Origin of the sequence: Streptomyces sp. NPDC041068 (genome assembly GCF_040647455.1) — a bacterium.
Classification (GTDB): domain Bacteria; phylum Actinomycetota; class Actinomycetes; order Streptomycetales; family Streptomycetaceae; genus Streptomyces.
The window spans coordinates 435,812-458,792 of the sequence record NZ_JBEZCG010000006.1; the positions used below are offsets into that span (position 1 = coordinate 435,812).

Genomic DNA, 22,981 nt, shown 5'->3' on the forward strand with positions numbered 1-22,981 from the left:
TCGGCTACCGGTGACCTTCGACATCACCGGCTACCGATAGAGCTCCGCCATCCGCGCCGAGGCCTCCGCGAAGCGTTCGCGCAGGCTCAGGGGCTCCAGCACCTCCACCTCCGGGCCGAGCTCCATGAGCTGCGTATAGGCCACGTCCTCGTTCTCGACGGGCAGGGTGAGCGTCACCTTGCCCGTCGCGTCGGGCTCGCCCGCCGACTCCAACACCTCACGCACGGACACGGCATCGGTGGCGTACGGCAGTCTGCGCATCCCCGCCTCCGAGAGCCGCACCACGACCTCGGACTTGAGGATCGCCCGCGCGAACTGCGCCGCACGCTCCTCCCAGAAGCCCGGCAGATCGAACTCCTCGTCGCGCACGAAGCGTTCCTCGCCGGATACGACCGCGGTGAACCGGTCGATGCGGTACACGCGGTACGACCCCGCGTCCGGGACCCGCGCGCACAGGTACCAGACGCCGGCCTTGAGCACGAGCCCGTACGGCTCCAACTCCCGCTCCACCTCCGCCTCCTGACGGCGGTAGCGGGCCGTGACCCGGCGGTCGTCCCACACCGCGTCCGCGACGGCGGGAAGCAGTGCGGGCGCGGGCGTCTCCTTGAACCAGCCGGGCGCGTCCAGATGGAACCGCTGCGAGGCGTTCTGCGAGGCGTCCCGCAGGGAGGGCATGAGCGCCGCCGACACCTTCAGACGGGCGGCGGAGGCGGCGTCCTCCAGGCCCATCTCCCGCAGCGCGCCCGGCACTCCGGACAGGAACAGCGCCTCGGCCTCGCTGCGGCCGAGCCCGGTGAGACGGGTGCGGTATCCGCCGATCAGACGGTACCCGCCGGTGCGCCCCCGGTCGGCGTAGACGGGAACGCCCGCCTCCGACAGCGCCTGCGCGTCGCGCGTGATGGTCCGCTCGGACACTTCGAGCTCGGCGGCGAGCTCGGCGGCGGTCATGGAGGGCCGTGCCTGAAGCAGCAGAACCATTTTGATGAGGCGGGCAGCGCGCATGGACCCCATGATGCCGGTGCGGACACATGAGTGCGGGTCCCTGCCACCGGCAGGGACCCGCACTCATGTCGAACCGAAGACCTACAGGCCGTACTTGGCCCGAGCCTCCTTCACCGCGGAGGCGGGAACCTCGCCGCGGCGGGCCAGCTGTGCCAGCGCGGCGACCACGATCGACTGGGCGTCGACGCCGAAGTGACGGCGTGCCGCCTCACGCGTGTCGGAGAGGCCGAAGCCGTCCGCGCCGAGCGAGGAGTAGTCCTGTTCGACCCACTGCGCGATCTGGTCGGGGACCTGGCGCATGTAGTCGGAGACGGCGAGCACGGGGCCCTTCGCGCCGTCGAGCGCCTGGCGCACGTACGGGGTGCGCTCCTCGCCGCGCAGCAGCGCCTCGTCCGCCTCCAGGGCGTCGCGCCGCAGCTCGGTCCAGGACGTCGCGGACCACACGTCGGCGGCCACGCCCCACTCCTCGGCGAGCAGCTTCTGGGCCTCGAGGGTCCAGTGGATCGCCGTGCCCGAGCCGATGAGCTGGATCCGCGCGGCGTTGGCCGCGGGCGCGAGCCCGGCGGTCTCGGCCGTGTTGAAGCGGTACAGGCCCTTGATGATGCCCTCGTCCACACCCGCGGGCTTCGCGGGCTGCGGCATCGGCTCGTTGTAGACGGTGAGGTAGTAGAAGACGTTCGGGTCCTCGCCCGGGGCGGCCTCGCCGTACATGCGGCGCAGACCGTCCTTGACGATCGCGGCGATCTCGTAGGCGAACGCGGGGTCGTACGAGAGCGCGGCGGGGTTCGTCGCGGCGATCACCGGCGAGTGACCGTCCGCGTGCTGCAGACCCTCACCCGTCAGCGTCGTACGGCCCGCCGTGGCGCCGATGAGGAAGCCGCGGCCGAGCTGGTCGCCGAGCTGCCACATCTGGTCGGCCGTGCGCTGCCAGCCGAACATCGAGTAGAAGATGTAGAAGGGGATCATCGCTTCGCCGTGCGTCGCGTAGGACGACGACGCGGCGATGAAGTCCGCCATCGAACCGGCCTCGGTGATCCCCTCGTTGAGGATCTGGCCGTTCTTGGCCTCCTTGTAGTACATCAGCTGGTCGCGGTCGACCGGCTCGTACGTCTGGCCCTTGGGCGAGTAGATGCCGAGCGAGGGGAAGAGCGACTCCATGCCGAAGGTGCGCGCCTCGTCGGGGACGATCGGCACCCAGCGCTTGCCGGTCTCCTTGTCGCGTACGAGGTCCTTGACCAGGCGTACGAACGCCATGGTCGTCGCCACCGACTGCGAGCCGGAGCCCTTGTCGAAGGAGGCGAACGCCTTGTCGGCGGCCTGCGGCAGCGCGGGCAGCGGCTGCGTGCGACGGGCCGGGGCCGGGCCGCCGAGGGCCGCGCGGCGCTCCTGGAGGTAGCGGACCTCGGGGGAGTCGGCGCCGGGGTGGCCGTAGGGCACCACGCCGTCGACGAACTGGCTGTCACTGATGGGGAGTTCGAGAAGGTCACGCATGTTCTTGAACTCGTCCGTCGTGAGCTTCTTCATCTGGTGGTTCGCGTTCTTCGACGCGAAGCCCTCACCCAGGGTGAAGCCCTTGACGGTCTGCGCCAGGATCACGGTCGGGGCGCCCTTGTGCTCCAGGGCGGCCTTGTACGCGGCGTAGACCTTGCGCGGCTCGTGGCCACCGCGCGAGAGGTGGAAGCACTCCAGGATCTTGTCGTCCGAGAGCAGCTTCGCCATCTCGACGAGCGCCGGGTCCTTGCCGAAGAAGTCCTCGCGGATGTAGGCGGCGTCGCGCGTCTGGTACGTCTGCACCTGCGCGTCCGGCACCTCGCGGATGCGGCGGATCAGGGCGCCGGTGGTGTCGAGCTGGAACAGCTCGTCCCAGGCGTTGCCCCACAGCGACTTCACGACGTTCCAGCCGGCGCCGCGGAACTGGGCCTCCAGCTCCTGCACGATCTTGAAGTTGGCGCGGACCGGGCCGTCCAGGCGCTGCAGGTTGCAGTTGATGACGAAGGTCAGGTTGTCCAGACCCTCGCGGCTCGCCAGGGCGAGGGCCGCCGTCGACTCGGGCTCGTCCATCTCGCCGTCACCGAGGAACGCCCACACGTGCGAGGCGGAGACGTCCTTGATGCCGCGGTTGGTGAGGTACCGGTTGAAGCGCGCCTGGTAGATCGCGGAGAGCGGGCCGAGCCCCATGGAGACGGTCGGGAACTCCCACAGCCAGGGCAGGCGGCGCGGGTGCGGGTAGGAGGGCAGGCCGTTGCCGCCGGCCTCCTGGCGGAAGTTGTCGAGCTGCGCCTCGTCCAGACGGCCGTCGAGGAAGGCGCGGGCGTAGATGCCGGGGGAGGCGTGGCCCTGGATGTAGAGCTGGTCGCCGGAGCCGGGGGCCTCCGGGGATTCCTTGCCCTTGAAGAAGTGGTTGAAGCCGGTCTCGTACAGCCAGGCCGCGGACGCGAAGGTCGCGATGTGGCCGCCGACGCCGTACTTGGAGCCGCGGGTGACCATGGCGGCCGCGTTCCAGCGGTTCCAGGCCGTGATCTTCCGCTCCATCTCCTCGTCGCCGTCAATGGCCGGCTCGGCGGAGGTGGGGATGGTGTTGACGTAGTCGGTCTCGAGGAGCTTGGGCAGCGCCAGGCCCGCGCCCTCGGCGCGCTCCAGCGTGCGGCGCATCAAGTACGCGGCACGGTGCGGCCCGGCCGCCTCGGTAACGGCGTCCAGGGAGGCCTGCCATTCGGCGGTCTCCTCGGGGTCGCGGTCCGGGAGCTGGTCGAGCTCGCTCGGCTGGATTGCGGAGGGGTCGGTCATTGCGCCGCCTTCCTGAGTCGGAGGGGGTCCCCTGTTCGGTAAGGGGTGGGGGTGCCCGGTGTCTTGGCAGGACAGGGCGTGTGGCTCTGGTGCGGAATCGTGTGTGTGACTCGGCCACAGGGCCGTCGTCGACTGTAAGCCCGTGATCGATGATCGATCAAAGCGTTGAGGGAAAAACTTCTCCAGATCGAGAAAGTCGGCATCCGGTGCCAGGAAAGTGGGCACCGGGTGCCTTGGATTTGAAGGGTTTGCGCAGGTGGGGGCACGTCTGTGGGAACAGGTACACGAATGAGCGGAGAGGGTCGGAGCCCGGCTCCGGCTCAGGCCCGCGGAGCGCAGCCCAGGACGTGGGCCTTCACCAACTCCGCGATGGCCGGATCGCGCCGCTGGAACGCGGAGACCAGGGCCTCGTGCTCCTCCGCGTACGACTGCTGGACCGTGCCCAGCCAGCGGATGGACAGGGCCGTGAAGACCTCGATGCCCAGGCCCTCCCAGGTGTGCAGGAGCACGGAGTTGTCCGCGGCCCGCACCAGCTCGCGGTGGAAGGCCACGGTGTGCCGCACCTGCCCGGTGCCGTCACTGGCGCGGTCCGCCTCGTAGAGGGCCGCGACATGGGGTTCGAGGGCCGAGCAGTCCTCGGCGAGACGCTCCGCCGCGAGCTCCGCGGCGATCGCCTCCAGACCGGCCCGGACGGGGTAGCTCTCCTCCAGGTCCGCGGCGGTCAAGTTCCGTACGCGCACGCCTTTGTTGGGCGCCGACTCGATCAGCCGCAGCGTCTCCAGCTCGCGCAGCGCCTCTCGCACCGGAGTCTGCGAGACCTCCAGCTCCACGGCGATACGGCGCTCCACGATGCGCTCGCCCGGCTTCCAGCGCCCGCTGACGATCCCTTCCACGATGTGCTCGCGGATCTGTTCGCGCAGCGAGTGAACGACGGGCGCGGTCATGTGGGCTCCTCAGGCAGGGGCAGGCAGGCGCCCCAGGGCGTTGTGACCCCTAGACAATACGGCGACGCCCCCGTCCGGAAACCTCCGGACGGGGGCGTACGCGCTGATGAGACGAGTGTTACAGCCTCACATGCCGGTCGAAACCGACAGACGAACCGCGGACGAACCGCAGACGAACTACAGGCCGAGCTCGACCTCGAACTCGCCGGCCTCCAGGATCGCCTTGACCGCGGTCAGGTAGCGGGCGGCGTCCGCGCCGTCCACCAGACGGTGGTCGTAGGAGAGCGAGAGGTACGTCATGTCACGGACGGCGATGGTCTCGCCGAGGTCCGGGTGGTTGATGACGACCGGGCGCTTCACCGTGGCACCGATGCCGAGGATGGCGGCCTGGTTCGGCGGCACGATGACCGTGTCGAACAGGGCGCCGCGCGAACCGGTGTTGGAGATCGTGAAGGTGGCGCCGGACATGTCGTCCGGGGTGAGGCCACCGCCACGGGCCTTGCCCGCGAGCTCGGCGGTCTTCTTCGAGATACCGGCGATGTTCAGGTCGCCCGCACCCTTGATGACCGGCGTCATCAGACCCTTCTCGGCGTCCACGGCGATGCCGATGTTCTCCGAGTCGAAGTACGTGATGGTGCCTTCGTCGTCGTTGATCCGGGCGTTGATGACCGGGTGGGCCTTCAGCGCCTGGGCGGCGGCCTTGACGAAGAACGGCATCGGGGAGAGCTTGACGCCCTCGCGAGCCGCGAACGCGTCCTTCGCCTTGGCGCGCAGCTTCATCAGCTTGGTGATGTCGACCTCGACGACCGAGGTCAGCTGGGCCTGCGAGTGCAGCGCCTTCATCATGTTGTCGCCGATGACCTTGCGCATGCGGGTCATCTTGACGGTCTGACCGCGCAGCGGGGAGACCTCCAGGGCCGGGGCCTTGGACGCGGCCGGAGCGGCGGCGGCCGGAGCCGGGGCGGCCTTCTTGGCCTCGGCGGCGGCGATGACGTCCTGCTTGCGGATGCGGCCACCGACGCCGGTGCCCTTGACCTCGGAGAGGTTCACGCCGTTCTCGGACGCGAGCTTACGGACCAGCGGGGTCACGTAGGCACCGTCGTCGGCCGGGGTGGCCGGGGCCGGGGCGGCGGGCGCCTGCGGCTGAACCGGAGCCGGTGCGGCCGGGGCGGCGGGCTTGGCCGGAGCCGGAGCGGCAGCGGCGGGCGCGGCCGGGGCGGCGGGGGTGGCAGCCGGGGCGGCAGGAGCGGCCGGAGCCGGGGCCGGGGCCTCGGCGGGGGCGGCCGGGGCAGCCGGAGCGGCGGCGGCCGGAGCGGCGGCGGCCGGAGCGGCACCGGGCGCACCGATGACGGCGAGCTTGGCGCCGACCTCGGCGGTCTCGTCCTCACCGACGACGATCTCGAGCAGCACGCCCGCGACCGGCGAGGGGATCTCGGTGTCGACCTTGTCCGTCGAGACCTCCAGGAGGGGCTCGTCGGCCGCGACCTCCTCGCCGACCTCCTTCAGCCAACGGGTGACGGTGCCCTCGGTGACCGACTCACCGAGCGCGGGCAGCGTGATGTCGGTGCCCTCGACGGAACCGCCGGCCGGGGCGGCCGGAGCGGCGGGCGCCTCGGCGGCCGGAGCCGGAGCCGCGGGGGCCTCGGCGGCGGGGGCGGGCTCGGCGGCCGGAGCCGGGGCCTCGGCGGCCGGGGCGCCGGAGCCGTCGTCGATGACGGCGAGCTCGGCGCCGACCTCGACGGTCTCGTCCTCGGCGACCTTGATGGAGGCCAGGATGCCGGAGGCCGGCGAGGGGATCTCGGTGTCGACCTTGTCGGTCGACACCTCGAGCAGCGGCTCGTCGGCCTCGACGCGCTCGCCTTCGGCCTTCAGCCAACGGGTGACAGTGCCCTCGGTGACGCTCTCGCCGAGCGCCGGAAGGGATACGGAAACCGCCATGGTTTCTGTTGCTCCTTACGAATTTGCGGAAAGTCTGGTCGTCGCGCCCGTGTGACTGAAGGGTCAGTCGTGGGAGTGCAGCGGCTTGCCCGCCAGGGCGAGGTGGGCCTCGCCCAGCGCCTCGTTCTGCGTCGGGTGGGCGTGGATGAGCTGGGCGACCTCGGCCGGCAGCGCCTCCCAGTTGTAGATCAGCTGGGCCTCGCCGACCTGCTCGCCCATGCGGTCGCCGACCATGTGGACGCCGACGACGGCACCGTCCTTGACCTGGACGAGCTTGATCTCGCCCGCGGTCTTCAGGATCTTGCTCTTGCCGTTGCCCGCGAGGTTGTACTTGAGGGCGACGACCTTGTCCGCGCCGTAGATCTCCTTGGCCTTGGCCTCGGTGATGCCCACGGAGGCGACCTCGGGGTGGCAGTACGTCACCCGGGGCACGCCGTCGTAGTCGACCGGGACGGTCTTGAGACCGGCCAGGCGCTCCGCGACCAGCATGCCCTCGGCGAAGCCGACGTGCGCGAGCTGGAGGGTCGGCACCAGGTCGCCCACGGCCGAGATGGTCGGGACGTTGGTCTGCATGTACTCGTCGACGAGGACGTAGCCGCGGTCCATGGCGACGCCCTGCTCCTCGTAACCGAGGCCCTGCGAGACGGGGCCGCGGCCGATGGCGACCAGGAGGACCTCGGCCTCGAAGGTCTTGCCGTCCGCGAGGGTGACGCGCACGCCGTTCTCGGTGTACTCGGCCTTCTCGAAGAACGTGCCGAGGTTGAACTTGATGCCGCGCTTGCGGAAGGCGCGCTCAAGAAGCTTGGAGCTGTTCTCGTCCTCGACGGGCACGAGGTGCTTGAGGCCCTCGATGACCGTGACGTCGGTGCCGAAGGACTTCCACGCCGAGGCGAACTCAACGCCGATGACGCCGCCGCCCAGGATGATCGCGGACTCCGGGACACGGTCCAGGGTCAGCGCGTGGTCCGAGGAGATGATGCGGTTGCCGTCGATCTCCAGGCCCGGCAGCGACTTCGGCACGGAGCCGGTCGCGAGGAGCACGTGACGGCCCTGGATGCGCTGGCCGTTCACGTCCACGGAGGTCGGCGACGAGAGCTTGCCCTCGCCCTCGATGTACGTCACCTTGCGCGAGGCGACGAGACCCTGCAGACCCTTGTAGAGGCCCGAGATCACGTCGTCCTTGTACTTGTGGACGGCCGCGATGTCGATGCCCTCGAAGGTGGCCTTCACGCCGAACTGGTCGGCCTCGCGCGCCTGGTCGGCGATCTCGCCGGCGTGCAGCAGCGCCTTCGTGGGGATGCAGCCGTTGTGCAGGCAGGTGCCGCCGAGCTTGTTCTTCTCGATCAGGGCGACGTCCAGGCCCAGCTGCGCTCCGCGCAGCGCCGCGGCGTAACCGCCGCTACCACCGCCGAGGATCACTAGGTCGAAAACGGTGCTGGCGTCGTTCGCCACGTCACGTCCTCCATGCATGTGCGCCGTACGCCGGACCCCTTTTTCGCGGGGGACGACCGGTCGGTCGGCTGGTATTCGGCCGCTCTTGTTTCGGCCCTTTGGTGGGGGCCCTGTCCTGCCGAGAACCCATCTTCGCACTTGTCGGCGGGAGACGGGACGCCGGGCCGGGCTGTGAGACGTCTGATCCACCGTCTCGACGGGTTACCAGTGCGTATGAACGTACGGATTTCGTCGAGGGCGAAATCGCGCAGGGCCCCGGACGCGGGAACGTCCGGGGCCCTGGTGGGAAGTGCCCGAATCAGCCCAGGTCACCCGCGGCCGTGTGCTCGGCCAGGCGGACCAGGGTGCGGACCGCGGTGCCGGTGCCGCCCTTGGGCGTGTACCCGAACGGGGCGCCCTCGTGGAAGGCCGGGCCCGCGATGTCCAGGTGGGCCCAGGTGATGCCCTCGCCCACGAACTCCTTCAGGAAGAGGCCGGCCACCAGGCCGCCGCCCATGCGGTCGCCGATGTTGGCGATGTCGGCGGTGGGGGAGTCCATGCCCTTGCGCAGGTCGGCGGGGAGCGGCATCGGCCAGGTCGGCTCGCCGACCTCCTCGGCGATCTCGTGGATCGACGTACGGAACGCGTCGTCGTTGGCCATGATGCCGAAGGTGCGGTTGCCGAGCGCCACCATCATGGCGCCGGTCAGCGTCGCCACGTCGACGATCGCGTCCGGCTTGTCCTCGGAGGCCTTGGCGATCGCGTCGGCCAGGACGAGCCGGCCCTCGGCGTCGGTGTTCAGGACCTCGACGGTCTTGCCGCTGTACATGCGCAGGACGTCGCCGGGGCGGGTCGCGGAGCCGGACGGCATGTTCTCGGCGAGCGCCAGCCAGCCGGTGACGTTCACCTCGAGGCCCAGGCGCGCGGCGGCGACGACGGCGGCGAAGACGGCCGCGGCACCGGCCATGTCGCACTTCATCGTCTCGTTGTGACCGGCGGGCTTCAGCGAGATGCCGCCCGAGTCGTACGTGATGCCCTTGCCGACGAAGGCGAGGTGCTTCTTCGCCTTGGAGTGCGTGTACGAGAGCTTCACCAGGCGCGGCGGGGCGTCCGAGCCCACGCCGACGCCGAGGATGCCGCCGAAGCCGCCCTTGGTGAGCGCCTTCTCGTCGAGCACCTGGATCTTGATGCCGTGCTCCTTGGCGGCCGCGGTGGCGACCGCCGCGAAGGCCTCGGGGTTGAGGTCGTTCGGCGGGGTGTTGACCAGGTCGCGGGCGCGGTTCAGCTCCTCGGACACGGCGACGGCGCGCTCGATCGCGGCCTTGTACGCCTTGTCGCGGGGCTTGCCGCCGAGCAGGGCGATCTCGGCGAGCGGGGCCTTGGCGTCCTTACCGTTCTTCTTCGCGGACTTGGCGTCGCCCTGGTCCTTGTAGGCGCCGAAGGAGTACGCGCCGAGCAGGGCGCCCTCCGCGATGGCGCCGGCGCCGTCGGCGTCCTCGACGGGCAGCGCGAACGCGGCCTTCTTCGAACCGGTCAGGGCGCGGGCGGCGGTACCGGCGGCGCTGCGCAGCGCCTCCGTCCCGTACGTCTCGTCCTTCTCCGGGACCTCGCCGAGGCCGACCGCGACGACGACCGGGGCCTTGAAACCGGACGGGGCGGGCAGCTTCGTCACCTCGCCCTCGGCACCACGGGCGCCGAGGGTCTCAAGGACGGACGCGAGCTTGCCGTCGTACGCCTTGTCCACGGCCTCGGCGCCGGCCGCGACGACCAGGCCCCCCTTTGATCCAGCGCCCTTGGCGACACCGACGACGATCGCGTCGGCGCGCAGACCGGACGCGGCGGCGGTGCTGAGAGTCAGAGCAGTCACGGTGGTGAGGTCCTCTTTCAGTGAGTTTCGACGGGCTGTGGGGTGGTGAGCCCGTCGCGAGCCTACGCCCGTGAGCGCTGCGGTGCGCCTCACTGTGCGTGTTCGGCGCGGTGTCGGGTTCGCCGGGGTTTCGGGGTGACCGTGCGTCAGCCGAGCGCGAGGACCACGAGCGCGGCCGTCGCCGCGGTCTCCGCGAGGCCTCCGAAGACGTCGCCCGTGACCCCGCCGAACCGCCGTACGCAGTGCCGGAGCAGCAACTCCGCGGCGCCGAGCGCGAGGACGACGGCGGCCGCGCCGCGCAGCACGTCGTACGTACCGAGGAGCGCCCCGGAGGCCGCCGCCCCGCACACCACGAGCGCGGTGACCAGCAGCGCCGCGCCGCGCGGGACGACCCCGGCGACGGCGGCGCCGAGGCCCTCGGGGCGGGCCGGCGGCACTCCGGCGCGGGCGGCCAGGGTGAGGGCCAGGCGCGCGGCGGTCGCCGAGACGACGGCGGCGAGCGCGCCGCGGGCCCACGAGGCCTCGTACAGCTGGAAGAGGACGGCCACCTGGGCGAGCAGCACGAAGAGCAGGGTGATGACGCCGAAGGGGCCGATGTCGGACTGCTTCATGATGCGCAGCGCGTCGTCGGCGGGCTTGGCGCTGCCGAGGCCGTCCGCGGTGTCCGCGAGGCCGTCGAGGTGCAGACCGCGGGTGAGGGCGGCGGGGGTCGCCGCACTCGCCACGGCGGCGAGGAGGGGGCCGCCGCCGAGGACGGTCAGGACGCCGCCGACCGCGGCGGCGATGAGACCGACGGTGAGTCCGGCCAGGGGCGCCCACTGCATGCCGCCTCGCGCGGCGTCGCGGTCCCACTTCGTGACGCGGACGGGGAGCGCGGTGAGGGTGCCGAAGGCGAAGCGTATGCCGTCGGCGGGGGAGGTTCTGGACACCGCGGAAGGCTACCCCGGCGGAACTCCCCGCCCTGCGGATCACTCTTGGGGGACGGAGGATGAGCCCATGGGTGACTGGTGGTACCGGAACATCGTCGAGCCGGGGAAGCTGCCGCTGCTGCTCGCGCTGCTGTCCTTCGTGGGGTCGTTCCTGGTCACCCGCACCATCACGCGGCTCATCCGGGCCGGCAAGGGGCCGTTCCGGAACATCAGCTCGGGTGACGTGCACATCCACCACGTCGTGCCGGGGATCTTCCTCATGCTGGTCGGCGGGTTCTGGGCGGTGGCCACGGGGCGGCACGGGGCCGGGCCGCTGTACGCCGCCGTCATCTTCGGCATCGGCGCGGGTCTCGTGCTCGACGAGTTCGCGCTGATCCTCCATCTCGACGACGTCTACTGGAGCGAGCAGGGCCGCAAGAGCGTGGAGGTCGTGATGCTCACGGCCGCCCTGGTGGTCCTCGTGCTCACCGGCTTCACGCCGTTCGGGGTGAACGACCTGTCGGTCGCCGAGCGGCACAACCGCGGCCTGCTCGCGCTGAACGTCGGCGTCAACTGCGCCTTCGCGCTGATCGCGCTCCTCAAGGGCAAGCTGCGGACCGCCCTGATCGGCATGGTGATCCCCTTCGTCGCGCTGGTCGGCGCGATCCGGCTGGCCCGCCCGGGGTCGGCGTGGGCGCGGCGGTTCTACCGCAACAGGCACCGGGCACGCGCGCGTGCGGGGCTCCGGGCCTTCAGGCACGACCGCCGCTGGTCGAGGCCGCGCCGCAAGCTTCAGGACTGGATCGGCGGCTTCGTCGAACCCGATCCGGGCGCACCGGATGCGGCGGAACCGGAGCGGGTCCCGCCGCCACCCCGGTGACGTACCGCCGAGATCGCGCACAGCACGAGCACCGCGGCGATGGCGGCCAGGTGCTCCCGGCCCGCGAGGTTGTTCTTGACGGCCACCTCGAGGATCATCACGGCGACCACCAGGGCCCCCGTGAAGTACGCCCGGTAGCGCCAGCACACATAGAGGGCGAGGCCCACCACGGCGGCCGACGGGCCCGTGTCGACGACCTGCGCGTCCGACGCGGGCAGGCCGATGGGGTTCGAGGGGCCGAGTTCGATGCCCACGCGCGCGTAGAGCGTGCCGGCGAGCGTGGCCGCGTACCCGATGACGAGCGTGCGCCACCAGCCGAGGCAGATCTCCGCGATGCCGAAGACCAGCAGGATCTGCGCGAGCGCGCCCCATACGGGCAGGTCGAGCGCGGGCACGAAGAGTGAGAGCGGGGTGCGGAGCAGGGCCAGCCAGAGCGGTTCCTCGGCGCGCACGGAGCCGATGTTCTGGACGAACTGGTAGCCCCAGGGCTGGTTCTGGACGTACTGGAACAGCGCGGTCAGGCAGACCGCCGCCAGCGTCATGGGCACGGCCCGCCACCGCCGGACGACGAGCGCGTCCCGCACGGTGGAGGACAGCGGTCCCCACTCGGCGCGGGCGTAGCGGGCCAGGGTGCTCATCGTCTCGACTCCAAATGCTTGCGGTGCAGCCACTTCGGCAGGCCCGGCGCCTCAAGGAACCCCTCCGCGCGAGCGGAGGAGATTCCGATGCGCGGCAGGTCGACGCTCTTCTCGAAGAGCAGGAAGCGGGGTTCCCAGATCGGCCGGTACTTGGCGTTGGCCCGGTAGAGGGACTCGATCTGCCACCACCGCGAGAAGAAGCTGAGCAGCGAACGCCACAGGCGAAGGACCGGGCCCGCGCCGAGCCGTGAGCCACGTTCGAAGACCGAACGGAACATCGCGAAGTTGAGCGAGACCTGCGTGATCTTGATCTCGGGGGCGCGCTGCAGGAGTTCGATGACCATGAACTCCATCAGGCCGTTCTCGGAGTCGCGGTCACGCCGCATCAGATCCAGGGAGAGGCCGTGCGGCCCCCACGGGACGAAGGAGAGCACGGCCCTCAACTCGCCGTTCCCGTCCGTGCATTCGAGCATCACGCACTGCCCGTCCGCCGGGTCGCCGAGCCGTCCGAGCGCCATCGAGAAGCCGCGCTCGGTCGCCCCGTCGCGCCAGTCGTCGGCGCGGCGCAGGAGCTCGGCCATCTCGTCGTGGGGGATGTCCTCGTGGCGGCGGATGCGGACCGTGTACCCGGCGCGCTTCACGCGGTTGTACGCCTGGCGGACGGTGCGCATGGCCCGTCCCTCCAGCGTGAACTCGCCGATCTCCACGATCGCTTCGTCGCCCAGCTCCAGGGCGTCCAGGCCGTGCCGGGCGTAGATCGTGCCCGCCTCCTCGCTCGCGCCCATGACGGCGGGGATCCAGCCGTGCTCGCGGGCCTCGGTGAGCCAGGGCTCGATGGCGCCGGGCCAGGCCTCCGGGTCGCCGATGGGATCGCCGGAGGCCAGCGAGACCCCGCCGACGACGCGGTACGCGACGGCCGCCTTGCCGGTCGGCGACCACACGACGCTCTTCTCGCGGCGCAGCGAGAAGTAGCCGAGCGAGTCGCGGTCGCCGTGCTGGTCGAGCAGCGCGCGCAGCTTCTCCTCGTCCTCCTCGGTGAGCGGGTCGACGGCCCTGCGGGAGCGGAACGCGGCGTACAGGACGGCGCAGAGCAGCAGCGCGCTCAGGACGTTGATGGAGACGTTGACCCAGCCGGGCGTGGTGATGCCCTCGAAGCGCTTGTCGTCGGCGGCCAGCGAGACCAGGCGCATGGTGCCGTAGCGCCAGCGGTCCAGGAAGGTCGAGCGGTAGTCGTCGTGGGCGGTGTTGGTGACCGTGACGAGCAGCGTGGCGATCAGCGAGGTGACCAGGAGCCCGCCGATCGCGACGACCGAGGCCAGCACCGGGTTCGAGCGGTCGCCCTTGGCGTAGAACTCGCGGCGCCCGACGACCAGGGCCGCGACGAAGGCGGCGGTCAGGACGAGGGAGATCCAGTTCTGCGCGTACTGGCGGATCTCCGGGAAGACCATCGCGAAGGCGAAGAGCAGCAGGAAGAGCCCGCTGAGCACGAGGTTGAGGATCCACGCGGCGCGCTTGCGGCGCCGCATGGTGATCGCGAGGAACAGCGTGAACAGGCCGGAGGCGAAGCCCGCGGTCAGCAGGTACGGAGTGAAGTAGTTCTCCGTGTTGTGCTGCCGCAGGTCCTGTCCGAGGGAGACCCAGACCGCGCTCAGGAAGTTGATGAAGGTGACGGCGCGGAGATACCAGACGGCGAACCCCGCGGCGCGGCGCTGTATGACGGTGCGTGACTTCTGTCGCCCGGTGACGACCTGCTCATCTCCCATGAAAAGGGATCATATGGGGCGAGCAGGTGGTGTGTTGTGCCAGGTTGTCCGGTTCTCGCCCTACCCCGGCGCCGTCGCCTACTCGGCGGCTGCCTCGGAGGGCTCCGCGCCCGGCTCCGAGGACTCCGCGTCCGGCGTCGCCGACTCCCGCTCCGGCAGCTCCGCGGCCAGCGCCGCGGCGGACTGAACCAGCGGCAGCGCAAGGAGCGCGCCCGCGCCCTCGCCGATCTTCACGCCGTGCGAGAGCAGCGGTTCGAGCGCCATCCGGTCCAGCGCCTTCGCCTGCGCGGGCTCCCCGCTGTCGTGCCCCGCCAGCCACCAGTCCGGTGACCGGAAAGCGATCCGCTGGGCCACCAGCGCCGCCGCCGACGCCACGACACCGTCGAGGATCACCGGCGTACGCCGCACCGCGCACTGCAGCAGGAAGCCCGTCATCGCGGCGAGGTCGGCGCCGCCCACCGCGGCGAGCAGCTCCAGCTGGTCGCCGAGGACGGGCCGGGCCCGCCGCAGCGCGTCCCGCACCGCCGCGCACTTGCGCATCCACGCCAGGTCGTCGATGGCCTCGCCGCCCCGCCCGGTCACCACGGACGCGTCGGTCCCGCACAGCGCGGCGATCAGCGTCGCCGCGGGCGTCGTGCCGCCCACGCTGATGTCGCCGAGCACGACCAGGTCGGTTCCGGAGTCCGCCTCCTCGTCGGCGACGGCCATGCCCGCGCGCACCGCCTGCTCCGCTTCCTCCGCGGTCAGCGCGTCCTCGATGTCGATACGTCCCGAGCCGCGCCGCACCCGGTGCCCCGCGACCTCGGCGGGCAGCTCGGAGGGGTCGCAGTCGAGCGCCATGTCGACGACCCGGACCGGCACGTCGAGGCGGCGCGCGAGCACGGCCACCGGGCTCTCACCGGCGAGTACGGAGCGCACGAGATCGGCGGCGCCACCCGCGGGCCGCGTGGAGACCCCGAGCTCGGAGACCCCGTGGTCGCCCGCGAACAGCACCACGCGGGGCCGCTCGACCGGCTTGACCGGCACGGCCGACTGGGCCGCCGACAGCCACTCGCCCAGCTCGTCGAGGCGGCCAAGGGCGCCGGGCGGCAGGATCTGCCGCGCCCTGCGCTCCTCGGCGTCGCGGCGCACCCCGCCGTCGGGCCGCTCGATCAGGTCGGTGAAGTCGTCGAGATTCAGCGAGCTCATTCGGCGAACAGTACCGGGAGCGGTGGCGGCGTTGCTCGAACGGTCCTGCGGACCGCGCACCCACTCAAGTGACGGACCGTCAGGTCGACCCGTCGAGGAGTTACGCCATGTGATGCATTGGATTCATAGCGTCATTGCACGGGGGCTGATGATCCCTTACGTTCCCGTTTGTATCGGATTGTCGTATCGCAGCGCCGCTGCACCAGCCGTACCGCGTACCGCCGCACTGATCGCACAGAGGAGTCTCCTCCCGTGACGCACACCGTCATCGGCGTCAGCCCGTTCGGAGAGCCGGACGCACGACTCGCCGCCGCCGTCAGCCGGTCCGGGGGGCTCGGCATCCTCGACCTCGGCCCCGGCGACCGCCGCGCCCGCGAAGCCCTCGACCTCGCCCGCCAGTGGTGCCCCGGAAGCTTCGGCGTCCGCATCCCGGCGGAGTGCGCCCTGCACCCCGACGACCTGAACGACCCCGACGGGACCGGGCCGCACACCGTCCTGCTCGCCCCCGACGCCCCCTGGCGCATCGCCCACGTCCAGGCCCCGACCGTCGTCGCCGAGGTCCGCAGCGTCGCCGAGGCGCGGGACGCGGTGGCCCAGGGCGCCGCCGGAATCGTCGTACGCGGCAGCGAGAGCGGCGGCCCCTGCGGCGAGCTCTCCACCTTCGTGCTGCTCCAGCACGTCCTGTCCGACCCCGAAGTGACCGTCCCCGTCTGGGCCTGCGGCGGCATCGGCCCCCGCACCGCCGCGGCCGCCGTCCTCGCGGGCGCCCGCGGCGTCGTCCTCGACGTCCAGCTCGCGCTCCTGGACGAGGCGCGGCCGCCGGCCGCCGTCGCCGCCCTCCTGCGCACCGCCGACGGCTCCGAGACCGTCGTGGTGAACGGGCACCGCGTCCTGGACCGGCGCCGCCCCGGCGTCCCCGCCGCGCTGCGCGAGCGCCTCCTGCCGCTGGGTCAGGACGCCTTCCTCGCCGCCCGGTTCGCCGAGCGGTACGGCACGGTGGACGCCGCCGTACGCGCGGTGCGCGAGGGCGTCGAGGGGTCGCTGCACGCCGACCCCGGCGTCCTGCGCGGCGGCTCCGCGATGTGCCGCGCGATGGGCACCGCGCTGCCCGTCGCCCAGGGCCCCATGACCCGCGTCAGCGACCAGGCGCGGTTCGCCTCCGCGGTCGCCGACGGCGGAGGCCTGCCCTTCATCGCGCTCGCCCTCGCCGCGCCCGCGCAGACCCGCACCATGCTGGAGCAGACCAGGGCGGCGCTGGGCGAGCGCCCCTGGGGCGTGGGCATCCTCGGCTTCGCGCCCGAGGAGGTGCGCACCGCGCAGCTCGAAGCCGTGCGCGAGCTGCGTCCCACGCACGTGATCATCGCGGGCGGGCGGCCCTCGCAGGCCGCGGCCCTCGAAGCGGACGGCATCAAGACTTTCCTGCACGTGCCCTCGCCGGGCCTGCTCGGGCAGTTCCTCGCGGCGGGCGCGCGGCGCTTCGTCTTCGAGGGCGCCGAGTGCGGCGGGCACATCGGGCCGCGCAACAGCTTCCCGCTGTGGGAGGCGCAGCTCGCGGTCCTGGAGGACTTCCTCGACGCGAGCGGGAGCGGCGGCGACGCCGTGGACCCCGGCGACGTACAGGTCCTGTTCGCGGGCGGCATCCACGACGAGCGGTCGGCGGCGATGGTCGCGGCGCTCGCGGCCGGGCTCACCGGGCGCGGGGTTTCCATCGGCGTCCTGATGGGCACGGCGTACCTCTTCACCGAGGAGGCCGTCGCCTCCGGCGCCATCCAGCCGCTCTTCCAGAGACAGGTGATCACGGCCGAGAGCACCGCTCTCCTGCACACCGCGCCCGGCCACGCCACGCGCTGCGTCCCCAGCCCCTTCAGCGACACCTACCAGGCGCTCAAGGACGAGCTGCGCGAACAGGGCGTCCCCGACCGGCAGGCCTGGGAGGAGCTGGAGCGGCTCAACGTCGGACGGCTCCGCATCGCCAGCAAGGGCATCGAGCGCATCGGCGACGAGCTCCTCGACGTCGACGAGCGACGCCAGCTCGGCGAGGGCATGTTCATGGCCGGCGAGGTCGCCGTCCTGCGCGGCGCGACCACCACCATCGCCCGTCTGCACACCTCCGTCGCCGACGGCGCCGCCGACTTCTACGCCCGCCGCGCACGCGACCTGAAGGTGCGCGAGAAGCCCGCCGAGCAGCCCGTGCCCGACCCTCTGGACATCGCCGTCGTCGGCATGGCGGGCATGTTCCCCGAGGCCCCCGACCTCGCGACCTTCTGGGCGCACGTCCTCGCGGGCACCGACGCGGTGACGGAGGTGCCCGAGGGCCGCTGGGACCCCGCCCTCTACTACGGCGACGACGCCGACGCGCACGACGTCTCGGCATCCCGCTGGGGCGGCTTCCTGCCCGAGATCCCCTTCGACCCGCTGGCCTACGGCATCCCGCCCACCTCGCTCGCCAGCATCGAGCCCGTGCAACTGCTCGCCCTGGAGGCCGCGCGCAGGGCGCTCGCCGACGCGGGCTACGACCGGCGCGAGTTCCCGCGCGAGCGCACCTGCGTCGTCTTCGGCGCCGAGGCGGGCAGCGACACCTCGAACGCGACGACGCTGCGGACCGTCCTTCCCTCGTACGTCGGACGCCTCCCCGAAGAACTCGCGGGCCAACTCCCCGAGCTGACCGAGGACTCCTTCCCCGGCATGCTCGCCAACGTCATCTCCGGGCGCATCGCCAACCGCCTCGACCTCGGCGGCGCCAACTACACGGTCGACGCGGCCTGTGCCTCCTCGCTGACGGCCGTCGACGTGGCCTGCAAGGAGCTGGCGTCGGGCGCCGCCGACGTCGCGCTGTGCGGCGGCGCCGACCTGCACAACGGCATCAACGACTACATCCTCTTTTCCTCGGTCCACGCCCTGTCCAAGACGGGCCGCTGCCGCACCTTCGACGCGGACGCCGACGGCATCGCGCTCGGCGAGGGCGTCGCCTGCGTCGTCCTCAAGCGGCTCGCGGACGCCGAGCGCGACGGCGACCGCGTGTACGCCGTGATCAAGGGCGTCGGCAGCGCGAGCGACGGCCGCTCGCTCGGCCTGACCGCGCCGAGACCGGAGGGGCAGCGGGCCGCCCTTGAGCGCGCGTACGCACAGGCCCGCATCTCGCCCTCCCAGGTCGGACTCGTCGAGGCGCACGGCACCGGTACCGTCGTCGGCGACCGCACCGAACTCGCCACGCTGAGCGGGGTGTTCGAGGAGGCGGGCGCGGCGGCGGGCCGCTGCGTGGTCGGCTCCGTCAAGTCCCAGATCGGCCACACCAAGTGCGCGGCGGGCCTCGCCGGACTCATCAAGACGGCCCTCGCCCTGCACACCGGTGTCCGCCCCGGCACGCTCCACGTCACCGCGCCGAACCCCGCGTGGACGCCCGATGGCCCCTTCGCCCTCCACGACCGGGCCCTGCCGTGGGCCGAGCCCGCGGGGCAACGGGTCGCGGGCGTCAGCGCGTTCGGCTTCGGCGGCACCAACTTCCATGTGGTGATGAAGGGGTACGAGGGCGGGGCCCCGCCCCGGCACGGCGCGGACGCCTGGCCCGCCGAGCTGTTCCTCTTCCGCTCGGACGGCGCGGTCCAGGAGCTCCTCGAACTCTGCGAGGCGGGGGAGCGGGCGGGCCGCCCCTGGCGCCTGCGCGACCTCGCGCTGAGCGCGGCGCGCAGGGCGGAGCAGGGGGCGGGAGCGGGCCCTGTCCGGTCGGCCGTGGTGGCCGATTCGCTGCGCGAACTTCCCGAGTTGCTGCGGAAGTTGCTGGCGGGCGAGTCGGCCCCCGGGGTGTTCAGGTCCGGCGCGGACGGCGGCGGCCAGGTCGCGTTCCTCTTCCCCGGACAGGGCAGCCAGCGCCCCGGCATGTTCGCCGAGCTGTTCGCCGCGTTCCCCGAGACGCAGCGGCACCTGCGCGACGCGCCGGTGGACGCGCTGTTCCCGCCCGCCGCCTTCGACGACGCCGAGCGCGCCGCCCAGCGGGCCCGCCTCACCGACACGCGGTGCGCGCAGCCCGCGCTCGGCGCGGTGTCGCTCGCCGCGTACGACGTGCTGAGCGGGCTCGGCGTGCGCCCCGACATGGCCGCCGGCCACTCCTACGGCGAGCTCGTCGCCCTGTGCGCGGCGGGCGCCCTCGACTCCACCGGGCTCGGCGCGCTCAGCCGCGAGCGGGCCGAGGCCATCCTCGCGGCCACCTCGTCCCACGCCGACGGCGACCCCGGGACCATGGCGGCCGTCGCCGCGTCCGCCGACGACGTGGCGCGGGTCCTCGCCGAGGCGCATCTCGTACGCGAGGTCGTCGCCGCCAATCACAACGCGCCCTCCCAGACGGTGATCTCCGGCCCCACGGAGGCGGTCGGCCGGGCGGTCGAGGCGCTCACCGCGGCCGGGTTCGGCGCCCGTGCGCTGCCCGTGGCGTGCGCGTTCCACAGCCCGCTCGTCGCCGGGGCGGTGCCCCGCTTCGCCGAGGCGCTCGGCCGCACGCCGGTGCGGGCGCCGGAGTTCCCGGTGTGGGCCAACCTCACGGGCACGCGCTATCCCTCCGCTCCGGAGGACGTACGGGGCCACCTCGCCGAGCAGATCGGCGCGCCCGTCCGCTTCGCGGAGCAGATCGAGGCGATGTACGACGCCGGGGCGCGGATCTTCGTCGAGGCCGGGCCCGGCACGGTACTGACCGGCCTGGTCGGCAAGGTCCTCGGCGAGCGCCCGCACCTGGCGCTGCCCTTCGAACCCCGCCCCGACGCCGGGCTCCGCGGCTTCCTGGAGTGCGTCGCGGGGCTCGCGGTGGCGGGCGTCCCGGTGGCGGCGACGCGGCTGTTCGCCGGGCGCGACGCGGCCGCCGTCGACGCCTCGACGGTCCCCGCGCGGCCCGGTTGGACGGTCGACGGCCATGTGGTCCGCACGGCGGGCGGTGACCTGCTGCCGGGGGCTCTGCACCCCGCGCGGCGCATCCCAGGGCTTTCCCGACTCATCACGGAGACGACGACTGTGACCGGTTCCGGTACGGACAACACGACGGGGGCCCCGGTGGACCGGGACGCCCTGCTCCACGAATTCCTGCGCAGCAGCCGCGAGATGGTGGCGGCGCAGCGGGACGTACTCATGACGTACTTCGGGTCGGGCGGAGTGCCGGTGACGCCTGCGGCGCCGGTTGCCGCGGCGGCTGTGGCCCCTGCGGCCGCCGTCGCCTTGGAAGTGGCTCCGCGGCCGGGGGCTTCGCCTGAGCGGGAGGCTTCGCCTGAGCCGGAGGCTTCGCCCGAGCGCGAGCGTGAGGTGGATGTGCTCGGGACGGTCCTCGCGGTGATTGCCGAGCGTACGGGTTATCCGGTGGAGATGATCGAGCCGGATCTGGATCTGGAGGCGGATCTCAGTGTCGATTCGATCAAGCGGACGGAGATCGCGGGGGAGTTGGGCAAGCGGCTGCTGGGTTCGGGTGTGGATCTGCGGTCGTTGCCGGACGCGGAGCTGGAGGAGCTGACGCGGGCGCGCACGGCATCCGGCATCGCGGAGTGGCTGACGCCGAGGGTGGAGGGCGCGACGAGTGCCGCGCCGCCCTCGCGGACCGCCGAGGCCCCCGCCGAACTGGATGTGCTCGGGACGGTCCTCGCGGTGATTGCCGAGCGTACGGGTTATCCGGTGGAGATGATCGAGCCGGATCTGGATCTGGAGGCGGATCTCAGCGTCGATTCGATCAAGCGGACGGAGATCGCGGGGGAGTTGGGCAAGCGGCTGCTGGGTTCGGGTGTGGATCTGCGGTCGTTGCCGGACGCGGAGCTGGAGGAGCTGACGCGGGCGCGCACGGCATCCGGCATCGCGGAGTGGCTGGGGCGGAAGACGGGCGTATCGGCGGGGGAGGACACCGACTCCCAGGTCTCCTCGGCTTCCCGGGCTGTGCGGACTTCCCGTGCTGTTCAGGCTTCCCAAGCTGTTCAGGCTTCCCAGACCCTCCAGGCCCCTCAGACCCCTCAGGCCCCGCAGGTCTCGTCGGCGCCCGCCGCCGCCTCGGCTTCGGCGGCCGGTGAGGCGCACGCGCAAGGTCTCGGCGCGGCGACCGCTCCCGCGGTGCCGACGGTGGCCGCCGCCTCGGTGACGTCTCCCGCCGAAGCCGCGCCCCTCGTCGAGACCGCGGCCCCGGCCGAAGCTGTGCCCGGCGGCGAAGTCGCCCCCCTCACCGGGACCGCCCCCAAGCGCCACCTCCTGCGGCCGGTGTCGCTCACCCCCGCTCCCGCCCCCGGCTCCGTCGAGCAGGATCTGCGGGGGAAGCACTTCCTCGTCGTCGGGGACGGGACGGCCGTGGCACAGGCGCTGGTCACCCGGCTCACCGTGCTCGGGGCCAGTGCCGTACGCGGCAGCGGTGACCTCGAAGGGCATGCCGCGCCGCTCGACGGCGTGCTGCACGTCGGTGCCCTCGCGCCCGTCGGCGAGGCCCTGCTGCCGGGACAGTTCCCGGTGTTCAAGGGGCTGCTCCGACGCGCCCCCCGCTGGCTGCTGTGCGCCCGCTACCCCGGTGACGCCAACGGCCTGAGCGGCTTCTTCCGCACCGTCGCCCGCGAGTACCCGGACACCCTCTCCCGCGTCGTCGACCTGGACGCCTCCTGGTCGCCCGCCGACCAGGCCGAAGCCCTCGTCGAGGAACTCCTCGCCCCCGACCGCGAGCCGGTCGTGCTCCGCACCGAAGGCGCGCGGCGCGGCATCGAGACGTACGAGAGCGGACTCGGTCTGCTCGGTGGCGGCGGGGCGGGACCGGCCGGAGACGGGGCCGCGGAGGCCGCCGTCCTCGGGCTCGGCCCCGACTCCGTGGTCGTCCTGGCGGGCGGCGCCCGCGGCATCACCGCCCGCTTCGCCGTCGCCCTCGCCACCGCGTCCCGCTGCCGCGTCGAACTGCTGGGCCGCACCGAACTCCCCGACGGCGGCGACCCGTTCCCCGAGGCCCGCGACAAGGTCGCCCTGCGCGCCGCCCTCGCCGCCCGCGGCGGCCTGCGCCCCGCAGGGATCGAGCGCGAGGCGAGCCGCGTCCTCGCCGCCCGCGAGGTCGCCCAGACCCTCGCCGAGATCCGCGCGGCGGGCGGCACCGCCGGATACCGCGCCCTCGACCTGCGCGACGCCGAAGCCGTGCAGCAGGCGGTCAAGGACATCCAGGCGCGCCACGGCCGCGTCGACGGCATCGTGCACGCCGCCGGGATCATCGAGGACCGGCTCGTCACCGAGAAGGACCCGGACTCCTTCACCCGCGTCTACGGCACCAAGGTCGACGGCGCCAAGGCCCTGCTCGCCGCGGTCCACCGGCTGCCCGAACTGCCTCGCTTCGCCGTCCTGTTCGGCTCCATCTCCGCCGTCTACGGCAACCGCGGCCAGATCGACTACGCCGCCGCCAACGACGCCCTCGCCGCCCTCGGCCGGCACTGGCGCGATGCCACAGGCAGCCGTGCCCTCACCGTCCACTGGGGGCCGTGGGCGCCGACGGGGGCGCACGACGGCATGGTCTCGCCGGAGCTCGGCCGCGAGTACGCCCGCCGCGGCATCTCCCTCATCGACCCCGAGGAAGGCGTCCTCGCCCTCCTGCGGGAACTCGCCTGGGGCGACGCGGAGACCGACGAGGTCGTCTACACCGCGTCGGGCTGGTGA

12 protein-coding genes are annotated in these 22,981 nt (G+C 72.5%); 2 read left to right on the forward strand and 10 right to left on the reverse strand.

Annotated features, from left to right (window positions below; all coding sequences use genetic code 11):
• Positions 1-30: 30 nt before the first annotated feature.
• The 7 genes from AB0B50_RS16750 to AB0B50_RS16780 form a co-directional block, all read right to left on the reverse strand.
• On the reverse strand, positions 31-1,002 hold the full coding sequence (locus tag AB0B50_RS16750) for a YafY family protein (protein WP_362331394.1): 972 nt from the start codon (positions 1,000-1,002) through the stop codon (positions 31-33).
• An 81-nt stretch (positions 1,003-1,083) separates the two neighbouring features.
• Positions 1,084-3,789, reverse strand: coding sequence for a pyruvate dehydrogenase (acetyl-transferring), homodimeric type (aceE, locus tag AB0B50_RS16755; protein WP_362331397.1), 2,706 nt, complete (start codon positions 3,787-3,789; stop codon positions 1,084-1,086).
• A gap of 320 nt (positions 3,790-4,109) precedes the next feature.
• Positions 4,110-4,733 carry a GntR family transcriptional regulator gene (locus AB0B50_RS16760; protein ID WP_362331400.1) on the reverse strand — a complete coding sequence of 208 codons (624 nt, stop codon included), beginning with the start codon at positions 4,731-4,733 and terminating at the stop codon, positions 4,110-4,112.
• Positions 4,734-4,910: 177 nt separating this feature from the next.
• Positions 4,911-6,671, reverse strand: coding sequence for a 2-oxoglutarate dehydrogenase, E2 component, dihydrolipoamide succinyltransferase (sucB, locus tag AB0B50_RS16765; protein ID WP_362331403.1), 1,761 nt, complete (start codon positions 6,669-6,671; stop codon positions 4,911-4,913).
• Positions 6,672-6,734: 63 nt separating this feature from the next.
• Positions 6,735-8,123: a dihydrolipoyl dehydrogenase gene (gene lpdA / locus AB0B50_RS16770; RefSeq protein WP_362331406.1), complete on the reverse strand. Its 1,389-nt coding sequence runs from the start codon at positions 8,121-8,123 to the stop codon at positions 6,735-6,737.
• 298 nt (positions 8,124-8,421) lie between these two features.
• Positions 8,422-9,969, reverse strand: coding sequence for a leucyl aminopeptidase (locus AB0B50_RS16775; RefSeq protein ID WP_362331409.1), 1,548 nt, complete (start codon positions 9,967-9,969; stop codon positions 8,422-8,424).
• A 146-nt stretch (positions 9,970-10,115) separates the two neighbouring features.
• Entirely contained in the window at positions 10,116-10,898 is a 783-nt protein-coding gene (locus AB0B50_RS16780) for an adenosylcobinamide-GDP ribazoletransferase (RefSeq protein ID WP_362331412.1), read from the reverse strand.
• Between the two features lie 67 nt (positions 10,899-10,965).
• Between AB0B50_RS16780 and AB0B50_RS16785 the strand changes: the two genes are divergently transcribed.
• Entirely contained in the window at positions 10,966-11,757 is a 792-nt protein-coding gene (locus AB0B50_RS16785) for a hypothetical protein (RefSeq protein ID WP_362331415.1), read from the forward strand.
• Here the strand turns inward: AB0B50_RS16785 and AB0B50_RS16790 are convergent.
• The 3 genes from AB0B50_RS16790 to cobT form a co-directional block, all read right to left on the reverse strand.
• Positions 11,670-12,395: a hypothetical protein gene (locus AB0B50_RS16790; RefSeq protein WP_362331418.1), complete on the reverse strand. Its 726-nt coding sequence runs from the start codon at positions 12,393-12,395 to the stop codon at positions 11,670-11,672. The two genes, AB0B50_RS16785 and AB0B50_RS16790, sit on opposite strands and share 88 nt — an antisense overlap.
• A complete protein-coding gene (locus AB0B50_RS16795) occupies positions 12,392-14,158 on the reverse strand; it encodes a phosphatidylglycerol lysyltransferase domain-containing protein (protein ID WP_362331421.1) in 1,767 nt (588 codons plus the stop codon). Before AB0B50_RS16795 ends, AB0B50_RS16790 begins: the two co-directional genes overlap by 4 nt.
• A 78-nt stretch (positions 14,159-14,236) precedes the next feature.
• Complete coding sequence (gene cobT / locus AB0B50_RS16800) at positions 14,237-15,346, reverse strand: nicotinate-nucleotide--dimethylbenzimidazole phosphoribosyltransferase (protein WP_362331424.1); 1,110 nt, start codon at positions 15,344-15,346, stop codon at positions 14,237-14,239.
• A gap of 252 nt (positions 15,347-15,598) precedes the next feature.
• On the opposite strand from cobT, the gene AB0B50_RS16805 reads away from it, so the two are divergent.
• Complete coding sequence (locus tag AB0B50_RS16805; protein WP_362331427.1) at positions 15,599-22,981, forward strand: SDR family NAD(P)-dependent oxidoreductase; 7,383 nt, start codon at positions 15,599-15,601, stop codon at positions 22,979-22,981.

What these genes read in the sequence shown, in the direction of transcription:
- AB0B50_RS16750 (WP_362331394.1), bottom strand. Translation starts at nt 1,002, where the DNA reads ATGCGCGCTGCCCGCCTCATCAAAATGGTTCTGCTGCTTCAGGCACGG.
- aceE (WP_362331397.1), bottom strand. Translation starts at nt 3,789, where the DNA reads ATGACCGACCCCTCCGCAATCCAGCCGAGCGAGCTCGACCAGCTCCCG.
- AB0B50_RS16760 (WP_362331400.1), bottom strand. Translation starts at nt 4,733, where the DNA reads ATGACCGCGCCCGTCGTTCACTCGCTGCGCGAACAGATCCGCGAGCAC.
- sucB (WP_362331403.1), bottom strand. Translation starts at nt 6,671, where the DNA reads ATGGCGGTTTCCGTATCCCTTCCGGCGCTCGGCGAGAGCGTCACCGAG.
- AB0B50_RS16785 (WP_362331415.1), top strand. Translation starts at nt 10,966, where the DNA reads ATGGGTGACTGGTGGTACCGGAACATCGTCGAGCCGGGGAAGCTGCCG.
- AB0B50_RS16790 (WP_362331418.1), bottom strand. Translation starts at nt 12,395, where the DNA reads ATGAGCACCCTGGCCCGCTACGCCCGCGCCGAGTGGGGACCGCTGTCC.
- AB0B50_RS16795 (WP_362331421.1), bottom strand. Translation starts at nt 14,158, where the DNA reads ATGGGAGATGAGCAGGTCGTCACCGGGCGACAGAAGTCACGCACCGTC.
- cobT (WP_362331424.1), bottom strand. Translation starts at nt 15,346, where the DNA reads ATGAGCTCGCTGAATCTCGACGACTTCACCGACCTGATCGAGCGGCCC.